Here is a 26,139-nt window from a genome sequence, read left to right as displayed (position 1 = left end):
ACCGCTCCTAGGTGGAGCGGTAAGTATGGAACGATCAGTATGGAGCGGTAGCAAGTCGAGAGCGAATCATTCAAATACGACGAACTTGTTGCTCTTTTCTCTAATAGCTGCTAGAAGTTATCTAGATAAACGACTTATATCGAAGCTGGTATCGCTTGTAAGTCAATGCAGGATTATAGCTGTAAATAAAGACGATACAGCATTCGTGCGGCTTCCCCGCGTGTAACCGCCTCGCGTGCTTTAATCTGTTTATCGGCGGGAACATCGATCAAGCGCTGCTTCACCGCCAAGGACATCGTTGGCTTAGCCCACTTGGATACCGTTTCTTTATCTACAAATCGATTTAAGTACTCCTCCGGATTCGAAGGATAATAATAATGCTTCCTCTCATGCAGGAATCTTGCGCCAATAGCGGTCATTTCTTGGCGTTCTATCGTACGATCAGGCTTAAAGGTGCCGTCAGGATAACCTTCAACGATATGATTTTTTTCGGAAGAAGCGATAAATGGATAATGCCATTGCGGCGGCTCCACGTCCGAGAAGCTTTCCTTTGCCGTTTCATCCATAGCGTTAAACACTTTGACCAGCATCGTCGTGAACTCTGCACGGGTTAGCAGAGAATCGGGCATAAAATTGCCGTTTCCTTTTCCAGAAACGATTCCTTTGGAGCCTAGAAACTGAACCGCTTGCGTCAACTCTGGATCTCTGCCGTTCATATCCGGGAATGATTTTGAATTCTCTTCTACAAGATAGGTTCCAGAACGATTGATTTCCGCTTCCATGCCGTTTTTGGACGGATTATACTTCCCACCGATCGGCTCCCTAGCCTTCCCATTCACATAGAACACACTTGTATTTGTCGCATCGATTTGGCTAGTAGGCAGAATGAGCTGAATATTACTTGGTATGCCCGAAAGCTCCTGCCCTTGCTCATTTTGAAATTGTACACGATATCCGCCGTTACTCTCTTTTACCAGGTGAATGACGATAACCGGTTGCGAATGGAACAGGCGCTCTGCGGTTGCAACATTGAATACGAGTTTCGCATCCCCTGTATGAACGGTAATATAGTCAATATCCTTTCGGCCGACTAAGCCTTCCTTATTAAGTTTGAACATATATTCATTTTGTGCAGGCAAAGACAGTATTTCCGCGTTCACGATCAGCTCTCTCGCAGGAACAATCTTATTTTCTGACAGCGCCTGCTGTACCAGTGACTTCTCCTTTGACACATTGCTGGCTAAGCGTGCAATCAGCTCGGATGTTAACACGAACTGGCCGTTAACTGGGGTCAGCTTCTCGCTGCTTGCAGCTGTGATCACAAGCTCTCCCGCTTGCGTCAGCCCTTCCACCATAACCGGATTCTGCTTGTCAGCGTCAGGAATAGAGCGAATGGCAGTGAAATACGTATCGGACACCATGTTGCCGCCCACGACATTCAGTACTAAATAAGTCGTCTCATTCGGTACACCAGGTCTGCTTATGGTAGCGCGCACAATGGTTTGTCCCGAGTTGATCGCTTTTATAACCGGTACGCCATTCACATTAGCCAAGGTTCCGATGCTCGAATTTTCAATGGTGTACGTGATCTGAGTTCCAGGAACCACATTGCTCGCGACTATGGGCTGTTGTTCGCCAGGCTGCAGCATCGTTATAAATGGATAAAGGCTGATTTCAGGCGATGTTCGTTTTTCTGGCTGAACTACTGCCTCAGGACGATTACCAATTGGTTTTTCTTTAATTCCGGGACGCTCGCCAGTTGATTTTTCTACTGTGCCGGAACCCTCACCAATTAGTTTCTCTGCTATGTCAGAGCGAATGCCCGCCGTGCCTTTCGTGAACACAACAAGCTTTGGCAAGGAAGCATTATAATCATCCCACGCCCACAATGTCTGGTCCTTTTTGAACGCATAATACCATGTAGAATATTTGTCCCGGTGCTTAAGGTATATGGTAGCGATATCCGTAAGCCCGGGGAATACTTTATCGTCGTTGTACACGGACCAAAGCTGATCATTCGTTTGCAAAGAATACATGGTGTCAATAAATTGATCTAGCAACATCATGCGCGACATCATGCTAAACTCAACCATAGCCCGAGCGCCTGTTGCTTGGTGTATTTGCTTGGGGATCGCTTCAGGCTTATACGCTGGCCAAGACCAGACCGTGCCATCTTGCTTGAATGCAAAGTTTTCATAACTGCTTATCTGTATATTAACGATATTGACAAGTCCTTTAATCTGTTCGGGACCTTTGTTTTCCGATATATAATCCGGAAGGTACGAACTTGTGCGCCATCTCCACACCGAACCGTCTTTTTTAACCGCGTATGCGAAACCGTGTGCAGATTTTATGGATACGACATCATCAAGCAGCTTAGATTGAATGGGAATTGACGAGGCATTGCCCATCTCGCTTCCCCAACTCCACACCGAACCGTCTGATTTTAATACGAACAAGGTCTTGAAGTTAGAACTGTCGAAGAAATCGGCGACGATTGAAGTTACGTTATCCAAATCTTTGATGGGCGACGGAGTATTCATAGGGCTATGTATAATAGTGGCGTCGGCTTCGCCAGTTTTGGAGTCCCAATACCATACGGTTCCGTCCTTTTTTAACGCAACGTAGTTAATAATATCTCTACCGTCTATCTCACGCGATTTGTACCTAAATTGCTTCACATCCTGCAAGCCCGGAATGTGGTACATTTCACCTACATAGAAATCTAAAGTTTCTAAATAATCTTTGTTCAAGACCCAAGTCCAAATGCTACCGTCCTTTTTGTCCAGTAACACATTCTCGTCAAGTATGTCGTAATCCTCGCCGATACGTGTATATTGCTGTTCGCTAACGACACTTCCATTATTCCCTTTGGCTTGAACCGAACCTGAATGAGCTGTAAGGACTAACATAAGGCATAGCAACACTGACATTAATCGTTTCATTGTCGAATTCAATTTCGTTTCCCCCTCTTTTTCTATATTCCCTTACTTTCACTTTCATTTCATTTCATATTATCGGTTAAAAGCTACTTCGATTTCACGTTCGGCTACATTGTTCATATAAATACGAAAACTTACAAATACAAAAGTGCTGGCAAATTGCGCCAGCACTTCATCGTACAATCCTATCTAAGTAACATAACTTCTAAAGCGTAATCAGCATATGGATATCTTTCGGCTCTTTTTGGAAGAGCTCAGGATCTACTTCATCCGTCAACTGGCTGCCATTGCTCTTGTAAAAGGATACCGCCGAGCGAGTTTCCGTTGAAGAAACATAGAGGTGCTTTGCGCCCCTTCTTCTCGCTTCTTCCGCCAGCTCATTCATAATGCGCGATCCGATCCCTTGTCTGCGATGAGTCCGAGATACATACATGAGATCAACTTGAAGCTGGTCGTGCTGCTCCCCGCGCCATTGATGAGCCAATACGCCGAAGCCTACTAAGGTGTCTCCATCGAAAGCACCGACGGCCATTCCGCCGTTCTGCAGTTCGTATACATATCGTGCTTCCATTTCCTGCAGCTGCTCGATGTCCCAATTCGGACATTCGTGGTTCGCATGGATTTCCGTCATCTTGCCGTCATGCATCTCATAAATCAGCTCAATATGCTCCGAGCGATCGATTTCCTTCAATTTGTCCACTTGAGCTTCCGTCATTACTTGATAGTTTATCATTGTACTTCCTCCTATTTTTGCGTGAATGTGTCATTCCAAATCGCTTTTCATCAGCTGGTATAACCAACTGCGACTTATCATGCGGCATTCAGGCAAAATGCAGGACGGGCAGCCATTAGAATCCTGATTCTACAATTATGGATTACCCTTTCACCTCCCTCTTAGATGCTAATCTATTATTGCAATGACGCATTAATGCAATTGTTCTACTACTTGGATGCAGATTGGCCGCAAAAGGTTTCCGCAAAACATCATCCATTATTATACATCCATTCATACGCTAACGATAGTGTCATAATTCGAAACATGCCGATGTTATGAGTTAAATGTGAAGATAACAAAAAAGCATGCTCGAAAAGCCTGTTAGGGAAGCTTTATTGAACATGCTCCAATATTGATTTTACATTTACGAATCTTGCATAATGTGATAACTGCACACACTTCCACCTTCAGCCATGCATGCTGTACGCTCTACTTGGACTTGGAGCAAGGAACGAAATAATTGCAGCTCGCAGCGGCAGGCATGGCCGTACCTGCACGCCACTTTGGCAATCGGACAGTTCTTCTCTTCGAAGGAAAAGGAGCCATCTGCATTCGGATGCACGTTTGCCATGTAGCCTTGTTCATTTTGCACTCGAACGAGCGCCTCCAACCGATCCTCTAGCGTTTCTCCAGTAACTGTATCTTCATATCGTCGTTTCAGCTTAGTGCTTCTCTGTTCGAAGAACAAAGCCACACCCGTTTCCCCGTACAGCGCCTCAAGCTCATCGAACAGTTCAGTCGCTAGTTCATCATATTGACGTGGATACAGCTCTAATGCAGAATCAGTCAGTTGATAATAATGCGTTGGTCTGCCAACCTGATGGCGCTGCACCTTCGTTACGATGTGCCCCTCTTCTTGCAGTTCCGTTATATATCGCCGAATTGCAACGCCTGTCACATCCATCCGATCAATCAGATCCTGAACTGTGACTGTACCGAGCTTTTTCAGCCAGAACAATACTTTTTCTCTGGAGGTGCTGTCTTGGCCGGAAAGATTTACTACACTCCTATTTAGGCTCATACTCATGCGCATGCTCCTTTCCCTAATCATTCAATGCTCCAAGCGCCGTATATTCCATCGCTGTGATGCAGATGCAGCCCACACCTTGCAAAAGCAGCGTCCTGCTTCCGCAAAGTTTACGCACATCGTATTGTTGTTAACGTGCGGCTTCATTGTAGCGACGGTTCACTTCTTCCCAATCCACTACATTCCACCAGGAGGACACGAAGTCCGGTCTCCGATTCTGGTACTGCAGATAGTAAGCATGCTCCCACACATCCACCACCAGAATAGGCGTTTTGTTCTCCATTAGCGGTGTGTCCTGATTCGGTGTACTCATCACCTCAAGCTTATCTCCGTTCACGACGAGCCAGCCCCAGCCAGATCCGAATCGGCTGATTGCCGCCTTCGTCAGCTCATCCTTCATCTGTTCGAAGCTGCCGAAGTGCTTCTCGATCCCTTTAGCGATGTCTCCATATGGATTGCCCCCGCCTGTCGGACTCATAATCGACCAATATAAGCTGTGCCCGTAATGTCCCCCGCCTTGGTTGCGAACCGCAGCACGTATTTCTTCCGGTACATCGTTCAAGTTGCTGATTAATTCTTCAACCGAAGCATTTGCAAATTGCCTCTGACCTTCCAACGCCTTATTTAAATTAGCCACATAAGTAGCATGATGCTTCCCATGGTGGATTTCCATCGTACTTGCATCCAGATGAGGCTCTAGCTCATCGTATGCATACGGAAGTTCTGGCAATGTAAATACGTTCATGCGATCATCTCCTTCTTGGTTCGTATATCCGGATATACCTCTAATTATATATTTACCCAAAACTTTTGTATATAGTAAATTATTTTTCCTTAGGGAAACATTTGAGGAGAGATACATGGTTCACGTATTTCAATAAAAAAAAGACGCACCCTTCGAACGCCTCGAATGGATTGTCTTCACTCAACTACCTATTTTGTTGACATGCAATAGCTTCGTACAATAGAACAGGCTGGAAACCGGCTGTTCTTTCTTCGTCCCATTGCTGTAGGTAACATATCTATTACAAATGATCTGCGGTCATGTTTGGTTGAATAAGGTTTTTTCGAATCATATTAGCCGACACTGGCTGCTTCCCGACTTCTCTTGCCCAGACCGATAACTGACCGATATGGTGAATGTGATGGGAAATAGTATGCCGTATCACTTCTCCCCATGCATACACAAGTACAGTACCATCTGGACGATGATCATAAAAAGGACGTGTCTCCATGCTGTCATTCCATGAGCAAACAAATTCTTCTACTTCAGGCCGAAACTGTTCATCTAGCTGAATGATTTTCTCAAGCGTATTGTACTTCTCAAATCCTTCTTCAAAGTCCTTCTTTCCTTGCAGTACACGAATCCAGCTCCACTCCACGTCAACCACATGGAACAGCGTGGGCAAGATTCCACCGACTCCACCTATTCGCGGACGAACCAGTTCCTCGTAGGGGATATCTTTACACCATTGATACCATTGTTCTCGAACCGTCCAGTTATAACGGACAAAGGTCTGCAGGGCGATCCCTCCATATTCAATGTTAGGTCATTTGGAACACAGACATTTACGATCTGTCCTGTTTCATTGTCATTCGAATCATTTCCATATTGCATTTCATACTTCTTCTCCTGTTCGAAGCCGCTCCGTTCTATACGCCCCTAAGTCTCCCTTGACACCGAAGAATCTACTGACTCCGACTCCAAATTCGATCCGAAGGCATACTTGCTTTCTTTCACATCTGCAAATAATCGAAGTACAGCATTGTGGTGCGCAATGATCTGATCTGCGGTCAGCCCGCTGCTCGGCCATGTACGATGGGCGTCGCTCAATAGCGTAATCTTGTATCCATGGCTGTACGCACAGCGGCATGTCGTATCCACGCATACATCGGTCTGCATGCCTGCAATGATTAATTCACGAATGCCTCTATCATCCAGTTCCTGCTTCAATGTTGTCCCATAGAAGGAATCTGGCTTCCTCTTCTGAATCACAATATCATGAGCTTTCGGTTTAATGGCATGATGGATGTCCCATCCTGGTTGACCAGGCTCCAGTGGTGCGCCTTCGTTTTCATTATGCTGTACGTAAATAACAGGAACTCCTGCAGCACGCGCTTCCGCAAGCACACGACAGAGTATCTCTATTAGCCCCTCACCATCATGTACCGGATCAGATTCGTCGAACATTGCCATTTGAACATCAATGATAAGTAACGCTTTGTCTTTACTCACCTTTTTTCCTCCTTGGCTATTTCTAATCCGATGCATTAATCCGCGCTAACCACTATCTCGGTTTCTTGTATGTTTCTCGCGATTATTTCCTAGGTAATGATCAAAGATTACGATTCACATATTTTTTGTAGTATCCTCTGAACATCTGATAAATTGGATTCATGGCATCAATATCACTTCTGAATTTCTCAACTACTCCGAACAATTGGTGTTTTTCTAGTTCACTGCTATATTCCGATCTTTCAAAATCATTCAATAAATCATAAAAATACTCACATGGTTCCTTTACGCTTCCTGTCCCATCCGAATACTCCCCTGATTTGCATAAGAAAGAAGCCCATGATAATTCGTTTCTTGCATATCTGAGATATAAACATGCAATACTTATAACTAATGAATCTACTTTCCAACATCACACTTAATTTATATGCAAATGGTTTATCCAAAACGAGATCTCTTAAGGTAACTTCCTCATTCGGCACAGCGTATCCCCTTATTATTATGATACTTTCATCCTTACCAAGGATAACCTAATTGATCGCGCTTGATCCAATCTTGCATGTATCTTCATTACTGCATTTCAAGAACAAGACGACGCTTCTACTGCTTCCAATCTTCCCTAACCCTTCACATATAGATACATTTTCCCGTTTTGAGGCTTCCAATCTCCTTTGCCCTTGTAATCCCTTCGTATGAGCTCTTTATGCATAACCTTCATCAATGCTCCATGACATACGATCAGCACATTCGATTGATTTTCTTCCTCAATCCAATCAATTACTTTGCTAACCCTAGTTAATGTTTGCTGCTTCGTCTCCTCTTGTGATGGATGAGAGCATAGCCACGCCAATCGTGACAAAATCATCCATACAATGTGCGGCAGCTTGACATTCGATTGCAACACGGAACGCATTCCAATCTCTCGAAGACGGTGAGTTGTGATAATTCTGCCTTTATAAATATGCTCGGCGGTTGTCACTGTTCTTGATAAATCACTAGACACGCATAGATCCCACGCCGTGTTGTCATGAAGAGGATCGCCAAGAACAACCTTCGCTTGATCATACTGCTCAACCCAATGATTGAAATCCGCGGAGCTCATCCACTTCTTCTCCGGTTTGCACTGAACGGGAAAATGTCTCACTAGCCCAATCTTCATTCCCTACTCCATCTCCTCATTCAACAACACCATATGGATGTGGTCTTCCCATTTCCCATTAATTTTAAGATATTTCTTGGCTAATCCCTCGAATTGAAATCCCTGCTTCTCCACTACTCTAAGTGAAGCCTTGTTATGCGGCATGATGTTGGCTTCGATACGATGGAGCTCCAAATCACGAAATGCGATTTCAATCATCACGGTCAACGCCTCAGATATGTACCCTCTTCCTTGCAAATCCTTATCCAGCTTATAACCTAGATGGCAGGATTGAAATGCCCCTCTAATGATATTACTAAGTGCTATAGAACCAATAATTCGCTCCGTATCGTCTAGTTCATATATCCATAATTTGAACAAGTACCCTCTCTCATATTGAATGCGTTCTTCTCGCAGTACTTTTGTTTGCCACTCCATCGTATAGAAGGCTGGCTCTCTCTTAATCTCCCACGCTGACAGAAATTCTCGATTTCGCACCATGTAGTCTACCACCTGCTCGGCATGGACTTCATCAATTTGCTTCATGACTAAGCTCTCGGTTTGAAAAATGGTTGACATCTCACGCCTCCATTTCCATCTTGATTTGTACTTTCTCTGCTGCTTGATATGAAGTATGTTGAGTTATGAAAAAAAGAAAACCTTCACGAGTAGAGACAATGGCTTCTGTTCCCATTCATGAAGGCTGCATCGTTTTTCGAAACGAATTATGATATGTATAATTGAGAGGAAAATAGTTCTCTATATGCGATGGGATTTCGTAGTTTCGTATTCGTGTTCATGATCGGATCAAATGTAGACGTCTAAGAATTCTTCTTCTCAGATATGACGATAAAGAATGTTGCCAAAGGCCCAATCAGCAAGGAGATCAAAAACCAATTCAACCCTCTTCTATTTTTCGTTTGTGCCAATCCTGCATTAATCAGGGCCAACGTCCCCCATCCAAGTGTATATCCGCCATACATATTACTCACTGCTCGTAACACCTCAGTATCGTATTTTACATGAATGAGCCATGCTGAGCACCATATGCAGTCATTGCTGCTGCCTTTCCTGCTGCATTACAATAGGCCGGAGAAAGCTAACTCATACTACCATTAAGTATAACGCAAGTTCATTATATTGGAAACGACTGTGCAAGACGCTTCTTTACTCAAACCAACGAGTAATAAGCAGCAAACATGAATATGAGTGAAACAACTTATAATAAAGCAGCCTTTCACAGTTCGACGTGTTCAACGTCCTCCTGCAAGAGCTGCCTGGTCTCCGCTTTATTTCACTATCACTCCGTACATGAGCATATCTACGGTTCTTCGCAGCGCCCCGTCTAATGACAACTGATTTCCTTCCCTTGTCCTGCGATCCATCAATTGATATAGCGCGCCTATGTACATGTCAATGAATAACTCCATATCGAATGGACGAATGACTTGCGCTTGGATGCCCTCTTCTATTAGTAATCGAATATTATCCCAACCTTCTTGGACATAGGCATCTACAAGCTTCCATTGTTCAGGATACAGCTTCTTCAACTCGTCCAATGTACGGATGTCCGTAAACGCAAACGCGCTCGGAAGCATCATCAGGGCTTGCTCAAGCTTTTGTACAATCGATAAGGATTCATCTCGCATCATGCGCGCTTCAGAATCTCTCATCTCTTGAATCGATCGCTCAATTAAGCACGTAATGAGTTGTTCCTTGGATTCAAAATGCTGATACAATGTCTTCGTGCTAATTCCAAGTCTGCTTGCTACATCGCGGATGGCAAACTTCAAGCCTCGAATTTTAATCTCCTCAATCGCAGCTCCTGCGATACGATTATGCATAACAATTGCGCTCCCTTTTCATTACTTTCGCCAAAAAGAATAGTGGATAGAAGAGAAGAAACAGGTTCGGTGTCCACCACATCATATCGAAATCTTGCCGAATTGACCAGAATGCGATGGCTTGTAACCCCGAACAGGAAGTAAGCAGCAATGATGTGAAGCACAGCGCTGACCAAGCTGGCTTTTTCTTGTGATAATAGTAAATACTTAAAATCCCCGTCACCGATATGAACAAGTCCAACGGAATGAAAGACATATTCCATGCTACGAGCAGTTCATTGCTGTAATCTTGATAGAGATACTCCTTCGGAATCCATCCTATGAACGTAATCGTCCAATAGACAATAAACCCAATATCCGTGAACAGCATAAGACCTTTCAATGTTTTCCCCATTCTACTCTCTCCTTGAAAATGATGTAAAGAAATCGGCGTGGAAAACATTTAAAACATTACGTTTTCCGTGATTTCCATCATATCCTTCTCCGCATCATGAATCAAGAGGAAACGAAAAAAAAGATATCCGAAGGGAGAATGAACTACACCTAGCTCTTACACTCATAAGCCGAAAGTGGGGTTCGGATAGGAATGCGCATAAAAAAAACATGCCCTCACTTCAGGGCATGTTTGTCTATTATTATTGCAACTTGCGATTGTGAATCACGCCGAACATCCCAGTCATCCCATCATGGTTATGGAAGCCGTATTGCTCGTAGAAATTTTCTTTACCTTTCGAAGCAAATAATCCAACGAACGATTTATCTGGTGCCGCTTCTTCCAGATAGGCTTTGATCGTCTCCATAATCAGTTTACCGACTCCATTACCCTGATGCTCAGGAGCTACAGCGATATCCTGGATATAAAAATAAATCTGTCCGTCCCCTACAACTCTTCCCATCCCCACAATCTCTTCTTGATCACGCACAACGACGCCAAACAGAGAATTGCGAAGCGATTCCTCGACCACATCAAAGTTCATATACTCTTTCCATCCGACTGCACTGCATATTTTTTCATACTCAAGTACAGTAGGTATTCTTAGCTCGATTGTATAATTGCTGCTCATGTATGACTCTCCAATCATTAGATCTCCCTGCAAGTAGAAGATTTACTTCAGGATCATATACGTGATCGCTGCCAGCTACAAATTCTGAGGGAGTCTCTTTTTTATGAATCTCATCTGCCCGCGGTGATTTATTTCATCCTCAAACACATGGAACCATTTGAAATAGTTGTTCGCAGGTTTGCCATGCCAGAAAGGAGCCGCTTCATGCAGCCACTCATCATTTCTGCTCTTGAATCCATCGAGTGTACGCTGTCTAACTTCGTCCAACAACGTTATATAGAAGTTCAGATCATGCCCATGAATCATCTGCTGGCCTTTTTCCCCTAACTCTAATGCGGCTCCCCACGTTAACAGTTCCTGCTCGCTTAATTCACGATTCTCGAATGTAAATGCTTGATACGCATATTCAACAGCAGCCATATGGTATAGCAACGCTCCAATGGAATTGCTGTGTGGATCCATCACGTAATCCAATTGTGCCTGACTTAATCCCTCTACCGTCTTCATTGTTGTGTAGCGCGCATAATTCATCATCGAGATGAGCCTGCTCATTTCCGGAGTAAAGCCTGCCTTATCGGTGATCAGATACAAATCTTCCATATCCATTGTCTTCTTCCCCCTTTTATTGGTATACAGCCCGCTCCGCAGGATACTAATTCAACCTTTGTTTCCGTAAGGATATTTACAAATAACCGCGGCGAGTATCGAATATTGCAAAATCCAATTGACTCCACGGAGTAAAGGTTGTAGTCAACGGATACCGCTGTCCGGATTCTGCAGAACGATAAGCCCCGAACATAATCTCGTGGACATGCAACTGCTGCTTCGTGGATTGAATAGGCTGTTCTCCTGTACGAAGGCAATGAGCAAAGTAACCGATTACATTTTCACTTTGATGCAGTGCGAATTCGTCTCGTGGGAGATAACAATTCTCAAGTCCTCGCCAGCTTACTCGCTCCGCACCTCGAATTACTTGATCAGGCGAATGAATCACAAGCGGATAGCCACTATCATTCAATGCTATCGTCCCCTTGCGGCCGTAAATGATCGTGTTGTTCTGCTTAAATGCCATCCCCCATAAGGAGCGAATAACCGCATGCTGTCCTCCGGCAAATTGCAGGATCAGCGTCACATTGTCATCTACATCACTGGACACCTTCTTGCCATCACCGACGATTCGATTTGGTATCAGTGTATTCACTTCTGCCATAACACTGACGGCAGGCCCTAATAGGCCGACTAGGCGGCTAAGTGGATATACCAAACAATCCAGAACCGCTCCGCCATGCGCGACAGATTTATCATAATACCAGTTGTCTCTCCATGGCCCCGACAGAGACAACTGCGCCTCCGCACCGGTAATCTTCCCAATATATCGTTCATTCACATAATCGGCAGCCGTCAGATACACGGGATGCAAATCATACGGCAAGTTCACTAATATCACTTGTTTCTCTTCAGCTAGAGCAACCATACGCCGACATTCTTCCAGCGAGGTTGCCATTGGCTTCTCATTGAGCACATGAAGCCCTCTTTCAAGTGCAGCGAGCACGGGTTCCGCATGTATCGAATGAGGGGTTGTGACGACGACGCCATCCAACTGCTCCTTGTCCATCATTTCACGATAATCATCATACCAGCTAGGAACTCCATATTCTTCTGCTTTTCTCTCTGCATTGTACAGATTTCTGGAATAAGTAGCGACAAATTGCACGCCTTCCAGCCCAGCTGCTTGTTCAAAATAGCGGTTGCTCACATGCCCGCTGCCAATCATGCCTAGCTTAATCGTTCTCATGTGATATCTCCTCAAATGATATCATTTCACCAAATCCATGACATGAATTCCTCGTATTCTTCCAAACCGCACACAAAATTGTCCAAGCATTCGCTCTTAGTTCAGCATATCTTACTACTATCAAACAAATGGAGTTGATAGGTTTGGCACGTATTCTCGATAAAGCTGCCGTTCATACGGTCACAGCAGAAAACCGTACTGCAAATACAAGAGCCGATATCGTTGGGCCAATATCGTTTAGTGGTTTAGCTGTTAAAACAAGAAACTAATAGATATTTTTCTATATCTTCAATAGGATCGTTATATTCCTAAGGTTGTATTTGGATCTTATTTCTAATCTAAGCATACCGCATCATGATAAACACTAGCAATTGCATTATTCCAGCACTCAATCCTATTCAATCAATCTTATAAGAACTCACAAGCCAGCATATCGAACAGGATAAATTGAATAGTGGCGATGGCCTTGTATTACTTTTCATAAAAAACGGCATTCTGCTCTCATAAAACAGGGAGACAGATTGCCGCTTCAGCTCTATGTTAGCATGTCGAAGTGCCACCCATAGGGCTCATAACTTGTTGCGAATGGCCGAACAGGCGGAACGAAGGAGTCCGATACGCTCTCAGCTCAATTCGTAATGCTGCCAACCTTGCATTCATATCCGCAACCTAGCTCAGGAGGGATTCGTATTTATGATGATAGATGATACTCCAGCTGCATATCTCTCGGGTCGCTTTCATACAGCTTTTCATTTACTTCCGCTGCTTCCTTACATCCCAATGCGCAGTAGAATGCGATTGTATCCTCTGCAGAGCCGGCGCAAATATAAATTTTATCTGCTCCCCATTCTCTCGCTGTTTCGGCACAAGTCCGGAATAATACTTTGCCGATCCCCTTATTGCGATACTCTAAAGAAATAAATAAAGAGTCTAGCAGTACATACTTGTATGCTTGCCCAAACATCTCTCGATTGATCGTTCCGAACCCGACCAATTTTCCCGTATCCTCAAATACGCCAACCGCACAGCCATCCTGATTGATGGTTTGTTTCAATTTCGAGAGGTAATGCTCATAGCCATCAGGCCAATCATTCTCTTGATAATTGATTTCGATTAGTTGACGTACACCATCAACTTCCCGCCATGCCCTTTTGATGTACTGAGACGGATTAATTTCTTGGATTCGTTCACACTCATCAATCGTTAAACTGCGATATATGTAAGACATGTTCCATTCTCCACTCAATCGTGATTTATTGTTACGCTGTAGTTAGTAGTGCCGCATGTTCGCAACCGCAACCGATAAATGGATGGAAATTATTATTTTGCTAGCAGACCCTTCTTATAGAAGTGGTGCCGAAAGCCAATCGGTGCGTCCTCAATAATCGCAATTGCTTCATAGCCATACTTTTTGTAAAATTCCGGCGCCTGAAAGCTGAACGTATTCAAGGTTATGAAGGTGCAGTTCTTTTCTCTGGCGATGCGATCTGCTTCCTGCAGCAATTGCGCGCCATGGCCTTCTCCGCGATGTCCTTCATCCACCCACAAAATATCGATCTCCATCCAATTCCAGCATACGATACCGTTAAGTCCGGCGATAATTTCGCCTGTATCATTTTTGACACAAAGATGAACCTCTTCGAATCTAACATTTGGGACAATCTTTTTATTGAACTCAATCAGTTTATTTCGTACATATTCAGCTTCCTCAGTTGTACCACGTGAAACACTGTAGTTATCTGGCATATCTCATAGCCCCCATCTTTCATAGATTAGTGCCTACATTTCTGCATAAGCTCAAACAGCATATATCTTGAGTATACACGAGTATCATCCAAAACAAAGTGCATACTTCGATTCAAAAATGACCTTGACCCTGAATCCTTCCATGTCATTATAGAAAATGATCGATTCTGAGCTCAGCCCTGTTGCTCCCACTCTTCGCGCAGCATGCCCATACGAATAGAATCGTAATATAACCCATTGTATAACCGGCACTTTCGAAGTCTCCCTTCGCATGTCATGCCAAGCTTTTCGGCGACCCTTATCATCCTCTCGTTGCCGGACCAGGTCGTCAGACCGATTCTTACGAGCGGCAGTTCGGCAAATAAATGATCGATCCATAAACGCAATGCTTCTGTTCCGTATCCTCCATTCCAATACTGTGGATTATAGATTACAATGCCGATCTCCAGCCAATTGGATGGCTTGTGTTCCCAGTAATAGCTCACAAAGCCGATTATCTCGCCGTTCACTTCTATTAACATTTCAGGCGTAGGCTTCGGATCCATATCTATAAATCTTGTCATCTCTTCTTGATATTCTTCATAACTCTTGCTCTCAAGAGGATAGTACGGAGCGTCCCACTTCTTCCATTCCGGCGCTGCTTCACCGTATATGAACGAATATAATTGATGTATATCGTCTAATGTAATATTGCGTAAACGAACTCTACTTCCGATTCGAACAACCTGCTTTTCATTCATTCCCTCTCACCTCATTAATAGGATGTCATTACACGCTAAGAAATTTCGTCCCCTCATCCTTCCGATTGCCGACGATATTTCTTGTTTACAACATACACTTTATCCCAGCGTTAAGGTCAAGCATATAAAGGCAGATGAGGGGACTCTTAATTGTGCAAACGATGACGAAGGTAGCATTCTTATTCAACTGTTATCCCTAATGATGTATTGATATTGCCAATTGGCGTTCCAAAGTAGTAGCAACAACGGGATCAACGAATTTGAAGGAATAGGTGGTGGATTTGAGTGTTACCATCTGCTTAACGTTCATATTTCCAATTCTTTGCCTATCACCTTGTTGCATTGAAAAAAGTCCCTACACACATCAGCGATGCTTGATGTACGTAAGGACTTTTAGATTTACGCATATGACGTTACTTTCGTTGCAGATTAGAACTTGCTCTATTGCCGCTTACAGTTGACACTACCGGTCACTATTTCGTAAAACGAACAGTATGTGTACGTCCCTTGGCTCCCGCAGTATTCACCGTCAGTTTAATCGAAGGCTCTGTCTGCTGCACCGTAATCGTCGAATCCGCTGACGCTAGCTTCCATCCCTTGCGATTCAATTCCATCACGACTTGCGACTGGTTCTGGGTAGGATCGGATACGGCAATGATTAGCTCTGAATCCGTCTCCTTCACCAATGCGGATGCCGGTTGCTTGGACGCTATTCCGTCCACAACCGCAGGCAACCAATAGTTGATCGCAGTTATACCCAGCTTATGCTCGCAAACAGACTGCACGCTCGTGCCATTGCTAAGCACGGTAATGTCCGGTGTTTGGCTGTAGTGAAGCGTCGCTTGCGCATCATAATTCGGCAGCAGCACATATGAATAGGATCCAAGATTCGGATTCGTACCATGATCGAAGGCAAGACTGACATACTCTCTCGTAATCGGTGATGCAGAGCCGCCGTTATTGACGTCCTTCCACGCTCCAGTACGAGCCTCGCGCTTGCCTTGAAGCTTAGCTGCATTCGGGAAATAGTATCCAATATTCCCCTTGCCGTTCCCGTTTAAATGAGCCCATGACACGTCAGAAAACTTCTCCGACCACCCTGGTTGTACCGGTAGAACGGTACCATTTACAGTTAGTGCCCCACTACCTTCACTTACTTTACGGTTATCGACAATCGTCTCGACTTGACGCCCATCCCCGCCCGTAATGCCTGTACCAAGCGCCACGATTTCATTGTCGAAGGCAAACCATGACTTCTTTCCTGTTAAAGAGCTGTTCTCTACAGCCAGTTCCATCCCGGCTGCCCCATACTGACCGTCGAGGGAGGCTCCGCCTACCCATGATTTCGGACTAAGGTAATATTTCCAGTCACGCAAGGGACTGGACGAGCCGTCTGTGGTCGTGCCCGGCAATCGCAGCATGTCTGCAGTAGCCCAGTAACCGTCGCTGTACTGGGTAAGGTCGTCATTGTATAAGTAAGTCATACCATTGCCCGTATGCCATGCTTTCTTGTTCTCTCCATTGCCGTACTCATAGCTGGCTATTCGCTTGGAAGACATACTGATACCGAAGCCAAAACCAGGCCGCAAATGAATGACTCTATCCATGCCGGCAAATACCTGATGCTTGACCAAATCTTCTGCTGGTGAAATGGAGGAATCTTGCAGCAGGTTCTTCATTAAAGCGATATCGTATGTTCCTAGGCCAACATAGTAATTGTCGAAGGAGACATCCTGCTGAAGCCATGCTTTGACGGCAGACTTCATGCGAGTAGACTCCGCAGCAGGAGCGGCCTCGGACAGCCGCAGGATGCTCTTGATCGCGCCGCGGCCGGCAGTGTGATCGGTCGACAGTTCGCGGGATATTGCACGGCCGCGTACCATATCCATCATAGCTCCCTTGTATATAAGCGGCTCGAAGGAATCCTCAATCCAACGGTATATGTTCGCCGCCTGCGGATCGATAACCTGCCATGGCGATCCATTCAGCAAATAGAGCATCTCGGACAGCCGATCTAGCAATACCGTTCCATAGCTGCCTGTATATGCAATGACATCATGCTGCACGAATGAGCCGTCCGCATAGAAACCGTCCCCCCGAGTTACATATGGGAATACCGGATTTATCGCGTCTCTGCCTTGCATCAGCTTCGCGTCTGAAGCCCCCGTTGCTCCTCTCAGGATCACAACGAAGGCCTTGTCTACTAGGTTAGCGCCCGTTTCGATAAGGCTGGACTGCACCGTTCTTCTTGTCGGGTCTGGGACAAACGCATCAATCGCGCGATTGTAGCTGTTGATTTGAGCGGCAGACAGATCATCGAACAGCAACACCGTAATATCGTTCAAATATTGCGGAGAGCCGATCTCCCAATCCCACCAGTTTTTATAAGGAGCGACACGCTCATTGTAGCGATTGGCATACATCCAATCGAGTCCGCTTATGAGATCGGCTCGCAGCTGCGGATCGTGATACAGCGATGAGCCTTGTGTCGCGTATGCCAGCGCCATTTGCCGCAAACGTTGAAATGCGCCCGTTACATGAGACGATTCAGCTCGGCTGGACAGGTCGCTCCATAGCGAGCTGCGATCTGCCTGCTTGTTCATCGTATTCCAGAACCCTGTGCCGCTGCCATTGCTTACACTCTCCACTAAAGAAGCGATCGCCGCGTTCATATCCGAATCCACCGAATGATAACTGGCATTGCCGGTCAATTGCTGAATGCGCTTATCGCGCACAGCCTTGAATTGTGCGGCATCAGCTGGAGGATCGATTGGATTTCTGCCGCTACTGTTTAGGCGTATCTCATCGTACCATGCCTCCCCAGCCGCACTCTCATAGAACAGTTCCACCTTCAAGCGGGTTGCCTGCTGCGGAATGGACAGTTCCAAACGCTGCTCCGTCCAATCATGCGTTCCGAGTAGCGGCGATGAGGATGGACCAGAACTGATTTTATCATTCGAGCTGTTCAAATATTGCGTGCGAATAAAAGCCCCGCCATAAGAAACACTCGACTGCAAGTCCTTAGTCCGCAGCCAGCCCGTGAGTGTGTACGATTCGCCTGGCGTTACGTCAACGGTTTGCAGAACGTCTGCCCGCGCAGATTCAGCACTGCTGATAGTAAGCGACCGCTCCCCTTCATAATAGATATTCGAATCTAAGGACAGGATCGGCTTGCCGGATGGAACCCACTCACTCCAGTAGCTGGGCTGCAATGCGCTCCAAGGTCCCCCTGGAGGCTGTCCCGCTTCAAAGCTGCCGTTAAGCAGATTGCCTGCTTCCGCTCTAGCATTTGGCAGTCCCATAACGGGAATTAGAGAGCACAGCAAGAACACCGCTAACGTGACACGAATAATGCGATGTGGCCATTTTTTCATTATGTATTTCCTCCCAATGAGTTAATGATATAATTGTAAGCGTTATCATAATCGGATAGCTCAACTATAACGATCCGCCCAAAAGGAGTGTGTGTCTTATTTTGACTTCATTGTGCATAATTTTGCCCAATGAGAAATAGGTCAGCAAACATGCTGCATTTCTGCCTCATGTACGCCAACCTCCGTCACTGATTACTAAGCATATTGATTTTCTTCTACTATAGGAGAGAACATGCCTTGGCACAGGATATAATTCTGACCCCTATATGCATTTTTTTGACTTTCACATATAAAACCCGCCTTTCCGAAATCGGCTGCACGTTTACACAGCACAACTTGTAAGAGACGACTTTTTGAAAAATATATGAGGTTAATTGCCCGTATGCCATCGTCAACTATGATCTTCAATACTTGATATTTTCCCGTTTGTGAATGTAAAAATGGATTTCCCTGTTAGCTGAATCTTATCTCCAGCCTTCAATCCGGTCGGAAGATCAACAGCCAAGGTGCCTTCGTAGTCAATATCTATTTCAATGCAGCCATCACTTTCAATATATTGTAGAATGGTTTGTCGGCGACTCGAAAATAATCCCGCTGATTGCTGTGCGAGCTGTTGGAAGGGTTCAATTCCATGTGTCTCTATAGTTACTTCTCCATTGGCAACATTCCGGAATACGATGTCTGGATGCAGCAGCTCGACCATCCCTTTTATATCGAATGAATTATAAACTCTCACATATTCCTCAATGCAAGCAACTTCCTCTTTCCTATTCACCAACATCCCTCTCTTCATTAAGACTAACTCCGTTTGAGTCTTGCTGATCTTTATGTCATACAGCCATTTTATTTCGTGGAATCCCTGCTCATTCCAGGCCGCGATCTGTTCGCTTTCCCCTTATCTCCCAACTCGCAGAAAATAATGGGAATACTCTTCATCTCTCTCGAACCCATTGCGCTCATACAATCGCTGAGCCTGTACATTATCAATGGCTGTCGACAGCTCAAGTCCTTTGGCATTCATCTGTAGTGCATAGTTCTCCGCTGCCTCCAACAGGAGTTGTCCAATCCCCTGCTTCCGATGTTCAGACCGCACAAATAGATCATTGAGGATATAAGTTCTCTCCATCGAAATGGAGGAGAAGGAGGGATATAATTGCGTAAAACCAGCTATTTCCTTCATATCATGATCTCGGGCTATAAAAACAACCGATTCTCGATGCTCAAACCGCTCGAATAAAAAACGACTGGCTTGCTCTACATTTGAGTCCTGACCATAGAAAACGCGATACAAATTAAATATCTCCGCAAGCTCAGGCAAATCTTCGATTGTGGCTAGCTTTACTGCGTATGCGGTCATGTTCGTCCATTCCCTTCTATATCTTCTTGCCCTTCATTATGGTTGCATACTTGCTCTCTGTCTCTTCTACCATCTCTAGTAGGAATCCCGTCTGCTTATACAACTGCCTGTACGTATCAACGCTAGCAGGATAGAGCTGCAATTTCCTATCGTTGAACTCAAACCATTCCGAATCCTTGCTTACCGACAAAATCAAATATCCGCCGAGTTTTAGTGAAGCATATAAATTCCGAAAGGCCTGTTCTTTATTCTCAATGTGCATAAACGTTATCCGAGCTCGATCTTCTCGTAATGCTCGACTACCGGGAATGGATCATAATAGTGATGCAAGAGTGCCTTCCAATCCTGATATTCCTCCGAACCCCTAAATCCAATTGTATGATCCTCTAGCGTCTCCCATCTGACTAGCAATATATATTTATTCTCTTGCTCCATACACTTCTGCAGTTCATGATCGATGTAGCCCTTCATACGAGAGATGATCTTGGAAGCCTGTTTAAAGCTTTGCTCAAACGCTGAGTCTTGCCCCGGAATGATATGTAATGCGGCCACTTCGAGAATCATATTGATTTCCACCTTCTCGCATTGAGTTATGCAATGGAATACTTCAGCGAGACCACCGTTGCTTGCTGCACGCATCCATTGGCTTCCATAATCTTTCGCATCGGAGCATTTTCGATTTCCGTTGCCCCGAGATACGATTTTGCTTGAAAGTCATGCTGCAAACGATACAGCCCGATTGTATGTAACCCTCTTCCCAATCCCTTCCCTTTATACGCAGGATGAATGCCTATCCAAAATAGGCGTCCTTCTTGGTTCGTATCTGGTTCGATATGAGGAAACACGACGCCTACGGGCTCGTTATTGAACATGTAAACGGTATACATGTTATCTACTTGAGATGGCAATTCAATCTTCATGGTATCAAGAAATTTTGCTGCATCATGCCTACTCGTATCCATGACTTCCGCTAGAAAAGCGATAGCCTTTGGTTCATTTACGGGCCAAATTTCATAGGCGGGAACAGATATGCCTAACTGTTCTCTAAGTTCCCTGGTATATATCGCTCGTTCACCAACGAGGCACATTTTTTGCTGCACGACGGGCAGCTCATGTAATAGAGTGTGAGAACACTCAAGCAATATGGATTGCAGTTTATACCTTGTCATGCTAGACAACAGCTCATTGATCAGAATATCGATTCTAGCTGCATCCTGTGTGCCATGTAACATTTCCAGCATGACAGCAGCATCGCTTTTCAGATGATGCACACCGACCTCTTTTAGCTGTTTCAATATTTCATTGATTTCAGTCATTTCATCTCTACCTTTCTTTTCTTGATGAGAGGATTCCAGCTTACCAGCTTCCTTATTCTATCTTCTTCCATTCGACCCTTATTCTAAATCTCCTTCTGCGCACACTTGCAGATAGACCTTGAAATATTGATAGATAATCATATACTTGATTAAGTGCGCAAATTTTTCCTATTTCAGCAAATGCAATTGATTTCGGACAAATCGAATGAATGACTACGGAGGGATGATGTGTTACCTACCAAAATAAAAGGCAGAGAGACATACGTAAAGTTTGTTCTCTTCACCTATATGCTGATGGCACTTGCAGGCGGACTCGCAATTGCTCTCGGTTACTCGGGGCTCACGACCAAAACAGCTTCGTGGATGTATCTATTTATTCTTATCGGAGGATGGTCTCCTACGATCGTCTCGTATTATGTTTTAAAACGAGACGGGCAAGTCTCTTCCTTGAGAGAATGGCTGCGCAATCTTTTTGACGTTAAGCACAGTCTAAAGTTGTATTTACTGCTGCCATTATTTTTGCTTCTTCATTTCGGTGTGCGAGGATTTCTCTCAGATGTTGATATCGTGATGCCTTGGTATTATGTCATTCTTTTGATACCTGCGATGGTGATTGGAGGTGGCTTGGAAGAAGCCGGATGGAGATATATTTTGCAGCCCGCACTCGAGAAGAGGATGTCCTTTATTCCTGCAACGCTTGTAACTAGTGTGATCTGGGCGGTATGGCATTTGCCACTATTTTTTATCGTAGGAACAGGACAATACGGAAAAAGTTTTCTTGTATTTACTTTTCAAATCATCGGTCTAAGCTTCGCATTGGCATGTATTCGAAAGATAAGCAATAGCGTCTGGCTCTGTGTGTTATTCCATAGCTGTTCCAACGCCTTAGCGAATGTATTTATCGTAAAATCATCCGTAATGGCAGCGATCATCACTGCTGTTGTAATGGCAGTTGTTTCGATATCGATCATCATGTTCGAAAACAACAAGAGATCGAACGTTCAACATCCTACGCGATCCCTATAATTGAAAATTAGTAAAATTCGAAAGGGACTACCCCTCAAGCGTTAGGATTACAAATCCCGCTTCTGTGGATAGTCCTTATTTTATTGACTTGTTATGAAGATAACCTTCATTCAGCTCATCTCATTAACATTTTGAATCACAATGGCCCTGCACAGGAAGGTTTTGCGAACGCATCAATAACGCTTTATGATCAAGCGAGTAGCTAATAAAGGCGAGAAGTGAGGCAGCGATTGCAACAATTCCTCCAACCCATGAGACATCGATAAGCTTCATGTTCGTCGAAACGAAGCCCCCCAATGCCGATCCGATTGCGATCCCGACATTCACAGATACGGGAGCTAACGATGATGCGAAATCTTTAGCAGACGGAAATTGTTGATTAGCCAGATCAATAAAGTACAGCTGGATCGTTGAGGTCATGGTGTACATGGCTAGTCCAATGAATGAAATACTAATCAGTCCCGCAATAAGCGATTGGGATGTTGCATACAGCGATGCAAGAATGACGGCTTGAATGAGAAATACGTAGCGCAGCTTGGCGATCCCGTTGCTTGCAGCCAATTTCCCACCGATTAGTGTGCTGAAGACGGTGACGATCCCATAGAGCAAAAAGACAAGTCCAATATACTGCTCCGGTACCGCTAACACCTGTTGGAGAAAAGGTGATAAATACGTATATACCGTATATGTCGCCCCAATGCTTAATGCTGGAATCAGGAAGGCGATAATGACACGGGGATTGGCGGTGAAGCCAACTTGCTTCCGCAGCGAACTGCGCATGCCCTTCAATCCCTTAGGAATCGAAACTGAGCTCGCTAGCAGAGACAAGACGCCCAATCCCGATGTAAACCAAAACGTCAGATGCCACCCGCCCCATTGGCCGATATACGTACCAAGCGGCACCCCGACGACACTCGCAACCGTGAAGCCTGTGAATATGATGGCAATGACTGTACCCCGTTTGTCAGCAGGAACCGATTCACTCGCAACCGCCATTGCCAGCGCAATTAGTACTCCTGTTACGATAGCTGTTATGAGCCTGGATATAAAAAGCAGCGCATATGTCGTAGACAAGGCAGTAAAGATATTGCCGATGATAAATATTCCAAGCAAAGTCAGCATGAGCGGGAATTTCGAAAAGCGGCTAAATACAGCCGTTAAGATTGGTGTGCCAATGGCAAAGGCGAGTGCAAAAGCAGATACGACAGCACCCGCAGTCGAGATTGCGATATTCAGATCTGTCGATATTTCCGCCAGCAATCCAACAATGACAAATTCACTCGTACCTAATACAAAGGTAAGTGCAAATAAATTCAATGTGAGAAGCCTTTGATATCTGGTCAAGGCTTTCACTCCTTTTCTACGTAATTCTACTTCTTCGTTATACTCGCTCAATGGCAATTTGGATTTCCGCCACGTGAGCTTCTATATCATTGTTTTGGTCATGCGGCACACAAATTTCGCGCCTCGGCTCATTTTCTACCATGCGATACCCATTTTGTTCAATCCACAGCGCCACCTCTGAGCTTGCTGAACATGGAGTTGTTGTCGGACAATGATGAATTAGTGTGGCCATCATCGGGATTTCCGGCAATCGTTTTACTATAAAAGGCGCACAGCTTGGGATATCTTGCGTTAGCACGCGCGCCACTTCAATGTCGATATTGTCCTCGCATTCCTCGCAGCTATGCCACAGTGTTAATTTTGATAGCAGTGATTGACCATAACTCTTCACATAATCATCCAATAGCCTAAATAGCTCAGGAATTTGCTCCAATGAGGCTTTTTGTCGATAAGAGGCCACCAACTGAGATTCGCCCCGCTTCAGAACGACGTCATGTACCGTTGAGCTCTTCTCTTCCCACTCGATACAGCTTAAGCGTGCCTTGATACGATCCAGCTTTGCCTGCTCTCTTTCCAGAATGGACTCGATCTCGCTCTGCTTCATTCGGAACATCCCCCTAACTTGCTCAAGCGGGATATGCTCCCCCATCAGTTCGCGAATCTGCTCTAACGAAAAGCCAAGCTCTTTATATCCCAATATGCGATTAAGCTGAAACATTTTATCTGCCGTATAGTAGCGATAACCTGAGAATTGGTCAATGTGAGCTGGCTTGAGCAGGTTCAATTGATCATAATAACGAAGCGTCTTGACAGACACCTGACTGAGCTTCGAAAATTCGCTGATTTTAAACATTCATGTTCCTCCTGGCAACAAACATTTCTTGCTCTTCTGTTCTGTACCGAGTATAACGTTCCAGTTAAGGGGAGAGTCAAGGGATCAATTTTCATGCTGCTTGCACGATAAAACCCAAGCGTTGTGCAATCTTACAGACTGCGCATCGCTTGGGTTTCGATCACGTTCCTATTGTTCAGAAAATAAACGATAAAACTGAGGGCAAGATCTTGAGCGCGGTGGAGCAAATCCGGCCGCAGCTAAGACTTTCGTTCAATTTATGATTGGCTGACAAACCGCATCGGAAGGATTCGCTTTACTATGAAACACTAATCTCCCTTTTACTTAATTTTCTAAATGCAGCGTAATCCTGATCGGACTTAATAAAACTTAATATTTTTTCGGCACACTCTGTTGGACTCAACTCTTCAGTATTTACTTCAAGGTCATATTCAGTAAAAGAATATATTTTGTCGTACTGGGAATTTGCGAGTCCAATCTCTCGATCTCCTCTGATTTGCTCTCTTCTTGTGAGTTCTTCTTTCGAGCATATTACACCTACAAATAATGTAGGATAATCACAAAGTACATCAAGATAATCATTAAACCGCATGTCATTGTCGATTACGGTATCGACGATTACATTCAAACCCATTTCTGAAAACAATTTAATTGTTGCATAGTACACTGAGTTTATGGGATCAAAAATGATTTGTCCGATATTATCCACTTCTTTTTTAGGTTCAGTATCTGGAAATTTATTATTAATAAAATCAAAGTAATTATGAAAAAAATCATCTATGGATAAATGATGAAACGGAATCTCTTTCTGGTTTTTTAGTTCCATAGAAATACTAGTCTTTCCTGAACTTGAAGTTCCGTTCAAAAACACAATTAGTCCTTCCTTCAAACGAATTCACCCTCACATATAAGATTTGCGTATCATTCAGACAACGTTATATTCACAACATTCATTAAATCTTAACCTAAGTACTAAGAAAACACTTTATTTTCTTCTGCCGCCTATGATGTTGTTTAGTTTACAGGCGCACCAATTTCAAGAGCCACTTGAAGCACGAGCAAGGCTAATTCATGCTCCTGAATGACAAAGGGGACTTCGTTCGGCTCCACCCAAATTCGTGTTGTCGTTTCATTCTCTCTGGAGAACGGATGACACTTCGTAATATCCATTCGATAGAACAGCTGATACCCGATAAGCGGGTATTTGCCATTCGGATCGTATAGTGGATTCTCCTCTGCGCTTACTTCAATCATGCCTATATATTGAATCGTCCCTTCTACGGAGCCTTCTTCCAGTGCTTCCCGGTGGAAAGCCTCCTCCGGCGTTTCCCCATTTTCCACATGTCCACCTGGCAAATTAAAGCCTCTTCCCGCTACATTTACGAGCAGAACTTTATCTTTGTGGAAGCAGCATCCGTGTACGCTCGTTACCTTCGTAATATCCGGTGCTTCTTCAAAAGGAATCCACGTCAGCTTCATATGATGTCCGTTCCAATCGACATAAATGGTTTGTTCTCAACATCGCTTGCTCCCCCAAGTGACGGCAGCCCTTAACAGGTATG

28 protein-coding genes and 1 pseudogene are annotated in these 26,139 nt (G+C 44.6%); 2 read left to right on the top strand and 27 right to left on the bottom strand.

Annotation, left to right across the window (positions count from 1 at the left end; genetic code table 11):
- Positions 1-173 precede the first annotated feature (173 nt).
- The 14 genes from M3661_RS23405 to M3661_RS23340 form a co-directional block, all read right to left on the bottom strand.
- A complete protein-coding gene (locus M3661_RS23405; protein WP_251489107.1) occupies positions 174-2,957 on the bottom strand; it encodes an S-layer homology domain-containing protein in 2,784 nt (927 codons plus the stop codon).
- Positions 2,958-3,147: 190 nt separating this feature from the next.
- Positions 3,148-3,675, bottom strand: coding sequence for a GNAT family N-acetyltransferase (locus M3661_RS23400; protein ID WP_174808750.1), 528 nt, complete (start codon positions 3,673-3,675; stop codon positions 3,148-3,150).
- A gap of 406 nt (positions 3,676-4,081) precedes the next feature.
- Positions 4,082-4,744, bottom strand: a complete 663-nt coding sequence (locus M3661_RS23395) for a helix-turn-helix transcriptional regulator (RefSeq protein ID WP_251489105.1) — start codon at positions 4,742-4,744, stop codon at positions 4,082-4,084.
- A 130-nt stretch (positions 4,745-4,874) separates the two neighbouring features.
- Positions 4,875-5,489 carry a superoxide dismutase gene (locus M3661_RS23390; protein ID WP_251489104.1) on the bottom strand — a complete coding sequence of 205 codons (615 nt, stop codon included), beginning with the start codon at positions 5,487-5,489 and terminating at the stop codon, positions 4,875-4,877.
- 280 nt (positions 5,490-5,769) lie between these two features.
- Positions 5,770-6,267 carry a DinB family protein gene (locus M3661_RS23385; protein ID WP_251489169.1) on the bottom strand — a complete coding sequence of 166 codons (498 nt, stop codon included), beginning with the start codon at positions 6,265-6,267 and terminating at the stop codon, positions 5,770-5,772.
- Positions 6,268-6,407: 140 nt separating this feature from the next.
- Positions 6,408-6,980 carry a cysteine hydrolase family protein gene (locus M3661_RS23380; protein ID WP_251489102.1) on the bottom strand — a complete coding sequence of 191 codons (573 nt, stop codon included), beginning with the start codon at positions 6,978-6,980 and terminating at the stop codon, positions 6,408-6,410.
- 619 nt (positions 6,981-7,599) lie between these two features.
- On the bottom strand, positions 7,600-8,139 hold the full coding sequence (locus tag M3661_RS23375; RefSeq protein ID WP_251489101.1) for a histidine phosphatase family protein: 540 nt from the start codon (positions 8,137-8,139) through the stop codon (positions 7,600-7,602).
- Positions 8,140-8,142: 3 nt separating this feature from the next.
- On the bottom strand, positions 8,143-8,697 hold the full coding sequence (locus M3661_RS23370; protein WP_065292904.1) for a GNAT family N-acetyltransferase: 555 nt from the start codon (positions 8,695-8,697) through the stop codon (positions 8,143-8,145).
- Between the two features lie 242 nt (positions 8,698-8,939).
- Positions 8,940-9,110 carry a hypothetical protein gene (locus tag M3661_RS23365; protein WP_251489173.1) on the bottom strand — a complete coding sequence of 57 codons (171 nt, stop codon included), beginning with the start codon at positions 9,108-9,110 and terminating at the stop codon, positions 8,940-8,942.
- Positions 9,111-9,407: 297 nt separating this feature from the next.
- On the bottom strand, positions 9,408-9,962 hold the full coding sequence (locus M3661_RS23360) for a TetR/AcrR family transcriptional regulator (protein WP_251489098.1): 555 nt from the start codon (positions 9,960-9,962) through the stop codon (positions 9,408-9,410).
- Positions 9,955-10,356 carry a DUF5360 family protein gene (locus M3661_RS23355; protein ID WP_251489096.1) on the bottom strand — a complete coding sequence of 134 codons (402 nt, stop codon included), beginning with the start codon at positions 10,354-10,356 and terminating at the stop codon, positions 9,955-9,957. Before M3661_RS23355 ends, M3661_RS23360 begins: the two co-directional genes overlap by 8 nt.
- Positions 10,357-10,597: 241 nt before the next feature.
- Complete coding sequence (locus M3661_RS23350; protein ID WP_065292901.1) at positions 10,598-11,026, bottom strand: GNAT family N-acetyltransferase; 429 nt, start codon at positions 11,024-11,026, stop codon at positions 10,598-10,600.
- Between the two features lie 75 nt (positions 11,027-11,101).
- Positions 11,102-11,617: a DinB family protein gene (locus M3661_RS23345; RefSeq protein WP_397376547.1), complete on the bottom strand. Its 516-nt coding sequence runs from the start codon at positions 11,615-11,617 to the stop codon at positions 11,102-11,104.
- A gap of 91 nt (positions 11,618-11,708) precedes the next feature.
- Positions 11,709-12,821, bottom strand: coding sequence for a Gfo/Idh/MocA family protein (locus tag M3661_RS23340; protein WP_251489093.1), 1,113 nt, complete (start codon positions 12,819-12,821; stop codon positions 11,709-11,711).
- A gap of 170 nt (positions 12,822-12,991) precedes the next feature.
- Here M3661_RS23340 and M3661_RS30570 point away from each other — a divergent pair.
- Positions 12,992-13,090: pseudogene (locus tag M3661_RS30570) on the top strand (exosporium protein C); the annotation flags it as partial.
- 422 nt (positions 13,091-13,512) lie between these two features.
- Here the strand turns inward: M3661_RS30570 and M3661_RS23330 are convergent.
- The 9 genes from M3661_RS23330 to M3661_RS23290 form a co-directional block, all read right to left on the bottom strand.
- Positions 13,513-14,049: a GNAT family N-acetyltransferase gene (locus M3661_RS23330; protein ID WP_251489090.1), complete on the bottom strand. Its 537-nt coding sequence runs from the start codon at positions 14,047-14,049 to the stop codon at positions 13,513-13,515.
- Between the two features lie 92 nt (positions 14,050-14,141).
- Positions 14,142-14,567: a GNAT family N-acetyltransferase gene (locus M3661_RS23325; protein ID WP_065292695.1), complete on the bottom strand. Its 426-nt coding sequence runs from the start codon at positions 14,565-14,567 to the stop codon at positions 14,142-14,144.
- Positions 14,568-14,740: 173 nt separating this feature from the next.
- A complete protein-coding gene (locus M3661_RS23320; RefSeq protein ID WP_251489088.1) occupies positions 14,741-15,307 on the bottom strand; it encodes a GNAT family N-acetyltransferase in 567 nt (188 codons plus the stop codon).
- A 473-nt stretch (positions 15,308-15,780) separates the two neighbouring features.
- Complete coding sequence (locus tag M3661_RS23315; RefSeq protein ID WP_251489086.1) at positions 15,781-18,681, bottom strand: polysaccharide lyase family 8 super-sandwich domain-containing protein; 2,901 nt, start codon at positions 18,679-18,681, stop codon at positions 15,781-15,783.
- A gap of 391 nt (positions 18,682-19,072) precedes the next feature.
- The gene (locus tag M3661_RS23310; protein ID WP_251489167.1) at positions 19,073-19,462 is read right to left on the bottom strand and encodes a nuclear transport factor 2 family protein; all 390 of its coding nucleotides are present in this window, start codon (positions 19,460-19,462) and stop codon (positions 19,073-19,075) included.
- A gap of 114 nt (positions 19,463-19,576) precedes the next feature.
- Positions 19,577-20,038: a GNAT family N-acetyltransferase gene (locus tag M3661_RS23305; protein ID WP_251489084.1), complete on the bottom strand. Its 462-nt coding sequence runs from the start codon at positions 20,036-20,038 to the stop codon at positions 19,577-19,579.
- A 16-nt stretch (positions 20,039-20,054) separates the two neighbouring features.
- On the bottom strand, positions 20,055-20,300 hold the full coding sequence (locus M3661_RS23300; protein ID WP_065292699.1) for a class I SAM-dependent methyltransferase: 246 nt from the start codon (positions 20,298-20,300) through the stop codon (positions 20,055-20,057).
- 5 nt (positions 20,301-20,305) lie between these two features.
- On the bottom strand, positions 20,306-20,602 hold the full coding sequence (locus M3661_RS23295; protein ID WP_065292700.1) for an antibiotic biosynthesis monooxygenase family protein: 297 nt from the start codon (positions 20,600-20,602) through the stop codon (positions 20,306-20,308).
- A 26-nt stretch (positions 20,603-20,628) separates the two neighbouring features.
- Positions 20,629-21,354 carry a GNAT family N-acetyltransferase gene (locus M3661_RS23290; protein ID WP_251489081.1) on the bottom strand — a complete coding sequence of 242 codons (726 nt, stop codon included), beginning with the start codon at positions 21,352-21,354 and terminating at the stop codon, positions 20,629-20,631.
- 228 nt (positions 21,355-21,582) lie between these two features.
- Here M3661_RS23290 and M3661_RS30565 point away from each other — a divergent pair, with 228 nt between their 5' ends.
- Positions 21,583-22,380 carry a CPBP family intramembrane glutamic endopeptidase gene (locus M3661_RS30565; RefSeq protein ID WP_251489079.1) on the top strand — a complete coding sequence of 266 codons (798 nt, stop codon included), beginning with the start codon at positions 21,583-21,585 and terminating at the stop codon, positions 22,378-22,380.
- A gap of 123 nt (positions 22,381-22,503) precedes the next feature.
- Here the strand turns inward: M3661_RS30565 and M3661_RS23280 are convergent, their stop codons facing one another.
- The 4 genes from M3661_RS23280 to M3661_RS23265 form a co-directional block, all read right to left on the bottom strand.
- Positions 22,504-23,733 (bottom strand): MFS transporter, encoded by a 1,230-nt coding sequence (locus M3661_RS23280; RefSeq protein ID WP_311279626.1) that lies wholly within the window; start codon positions 23,731-23,733, stop codon positions 22,504-22,506.
- Positions 23,734-23,761: 28 nt separating this feature from the next.
- Positions 23,762-24,577 carry a MerR family transcriptional regulator gene (locus M3661_RS23275; RefSeq protein ID WP_251489075.1) on the bottom strand — a complete coding sequence of 272 codons (816 nt, stop codon included), beginning with the start codon at positions 24,575-24,577 and terminating at the stop codon, positions 23,762-23,764.
- A gap of 298 nt (positions 24,578-24,875) precedes the next feature.
- Positions 24,876-25,466 carry a chloramphenicol phosphotransferase CPT family protein gene (locus tag M3661_RS23270; RefSeq protein WP_065292704.1) on the bottom strand — a complete coding sequence of 197 codons (591 nt, stop codon included), beginning with the start codon at positions 25,464-25,466 and terminating at the stop codon, positions 24,876-24,878.
- Positions 25,467-25,591: 125 nt separating this feature from the next.
- Complete coding sequence (locus M3661_RS23265; protein ID WP_065292705.1) at positions 25,592-26,056, bottom strand: NUDIX domain-containing protein; 465 nt, start codon at positions 26,054-26,056, stop codon at positions 25,592-25,594.
- Positions 26,057-26,139 lie beyond the last annotated feature (83 nt).

The organism is Paenibacillus sp. MER 180, from assembly GCF_023713665.1.
In the GTDB taxonomy this organism is placed as follows: Bacteria; Bacillota; Bacilli; order Paenibacillales; family Paenibacillaceae; genus Paenibacillus_B; species Paenibacillus_B suaedae.
This window is presented reverse-complemented; position numbering and strand designations above follow the sequence as displayed.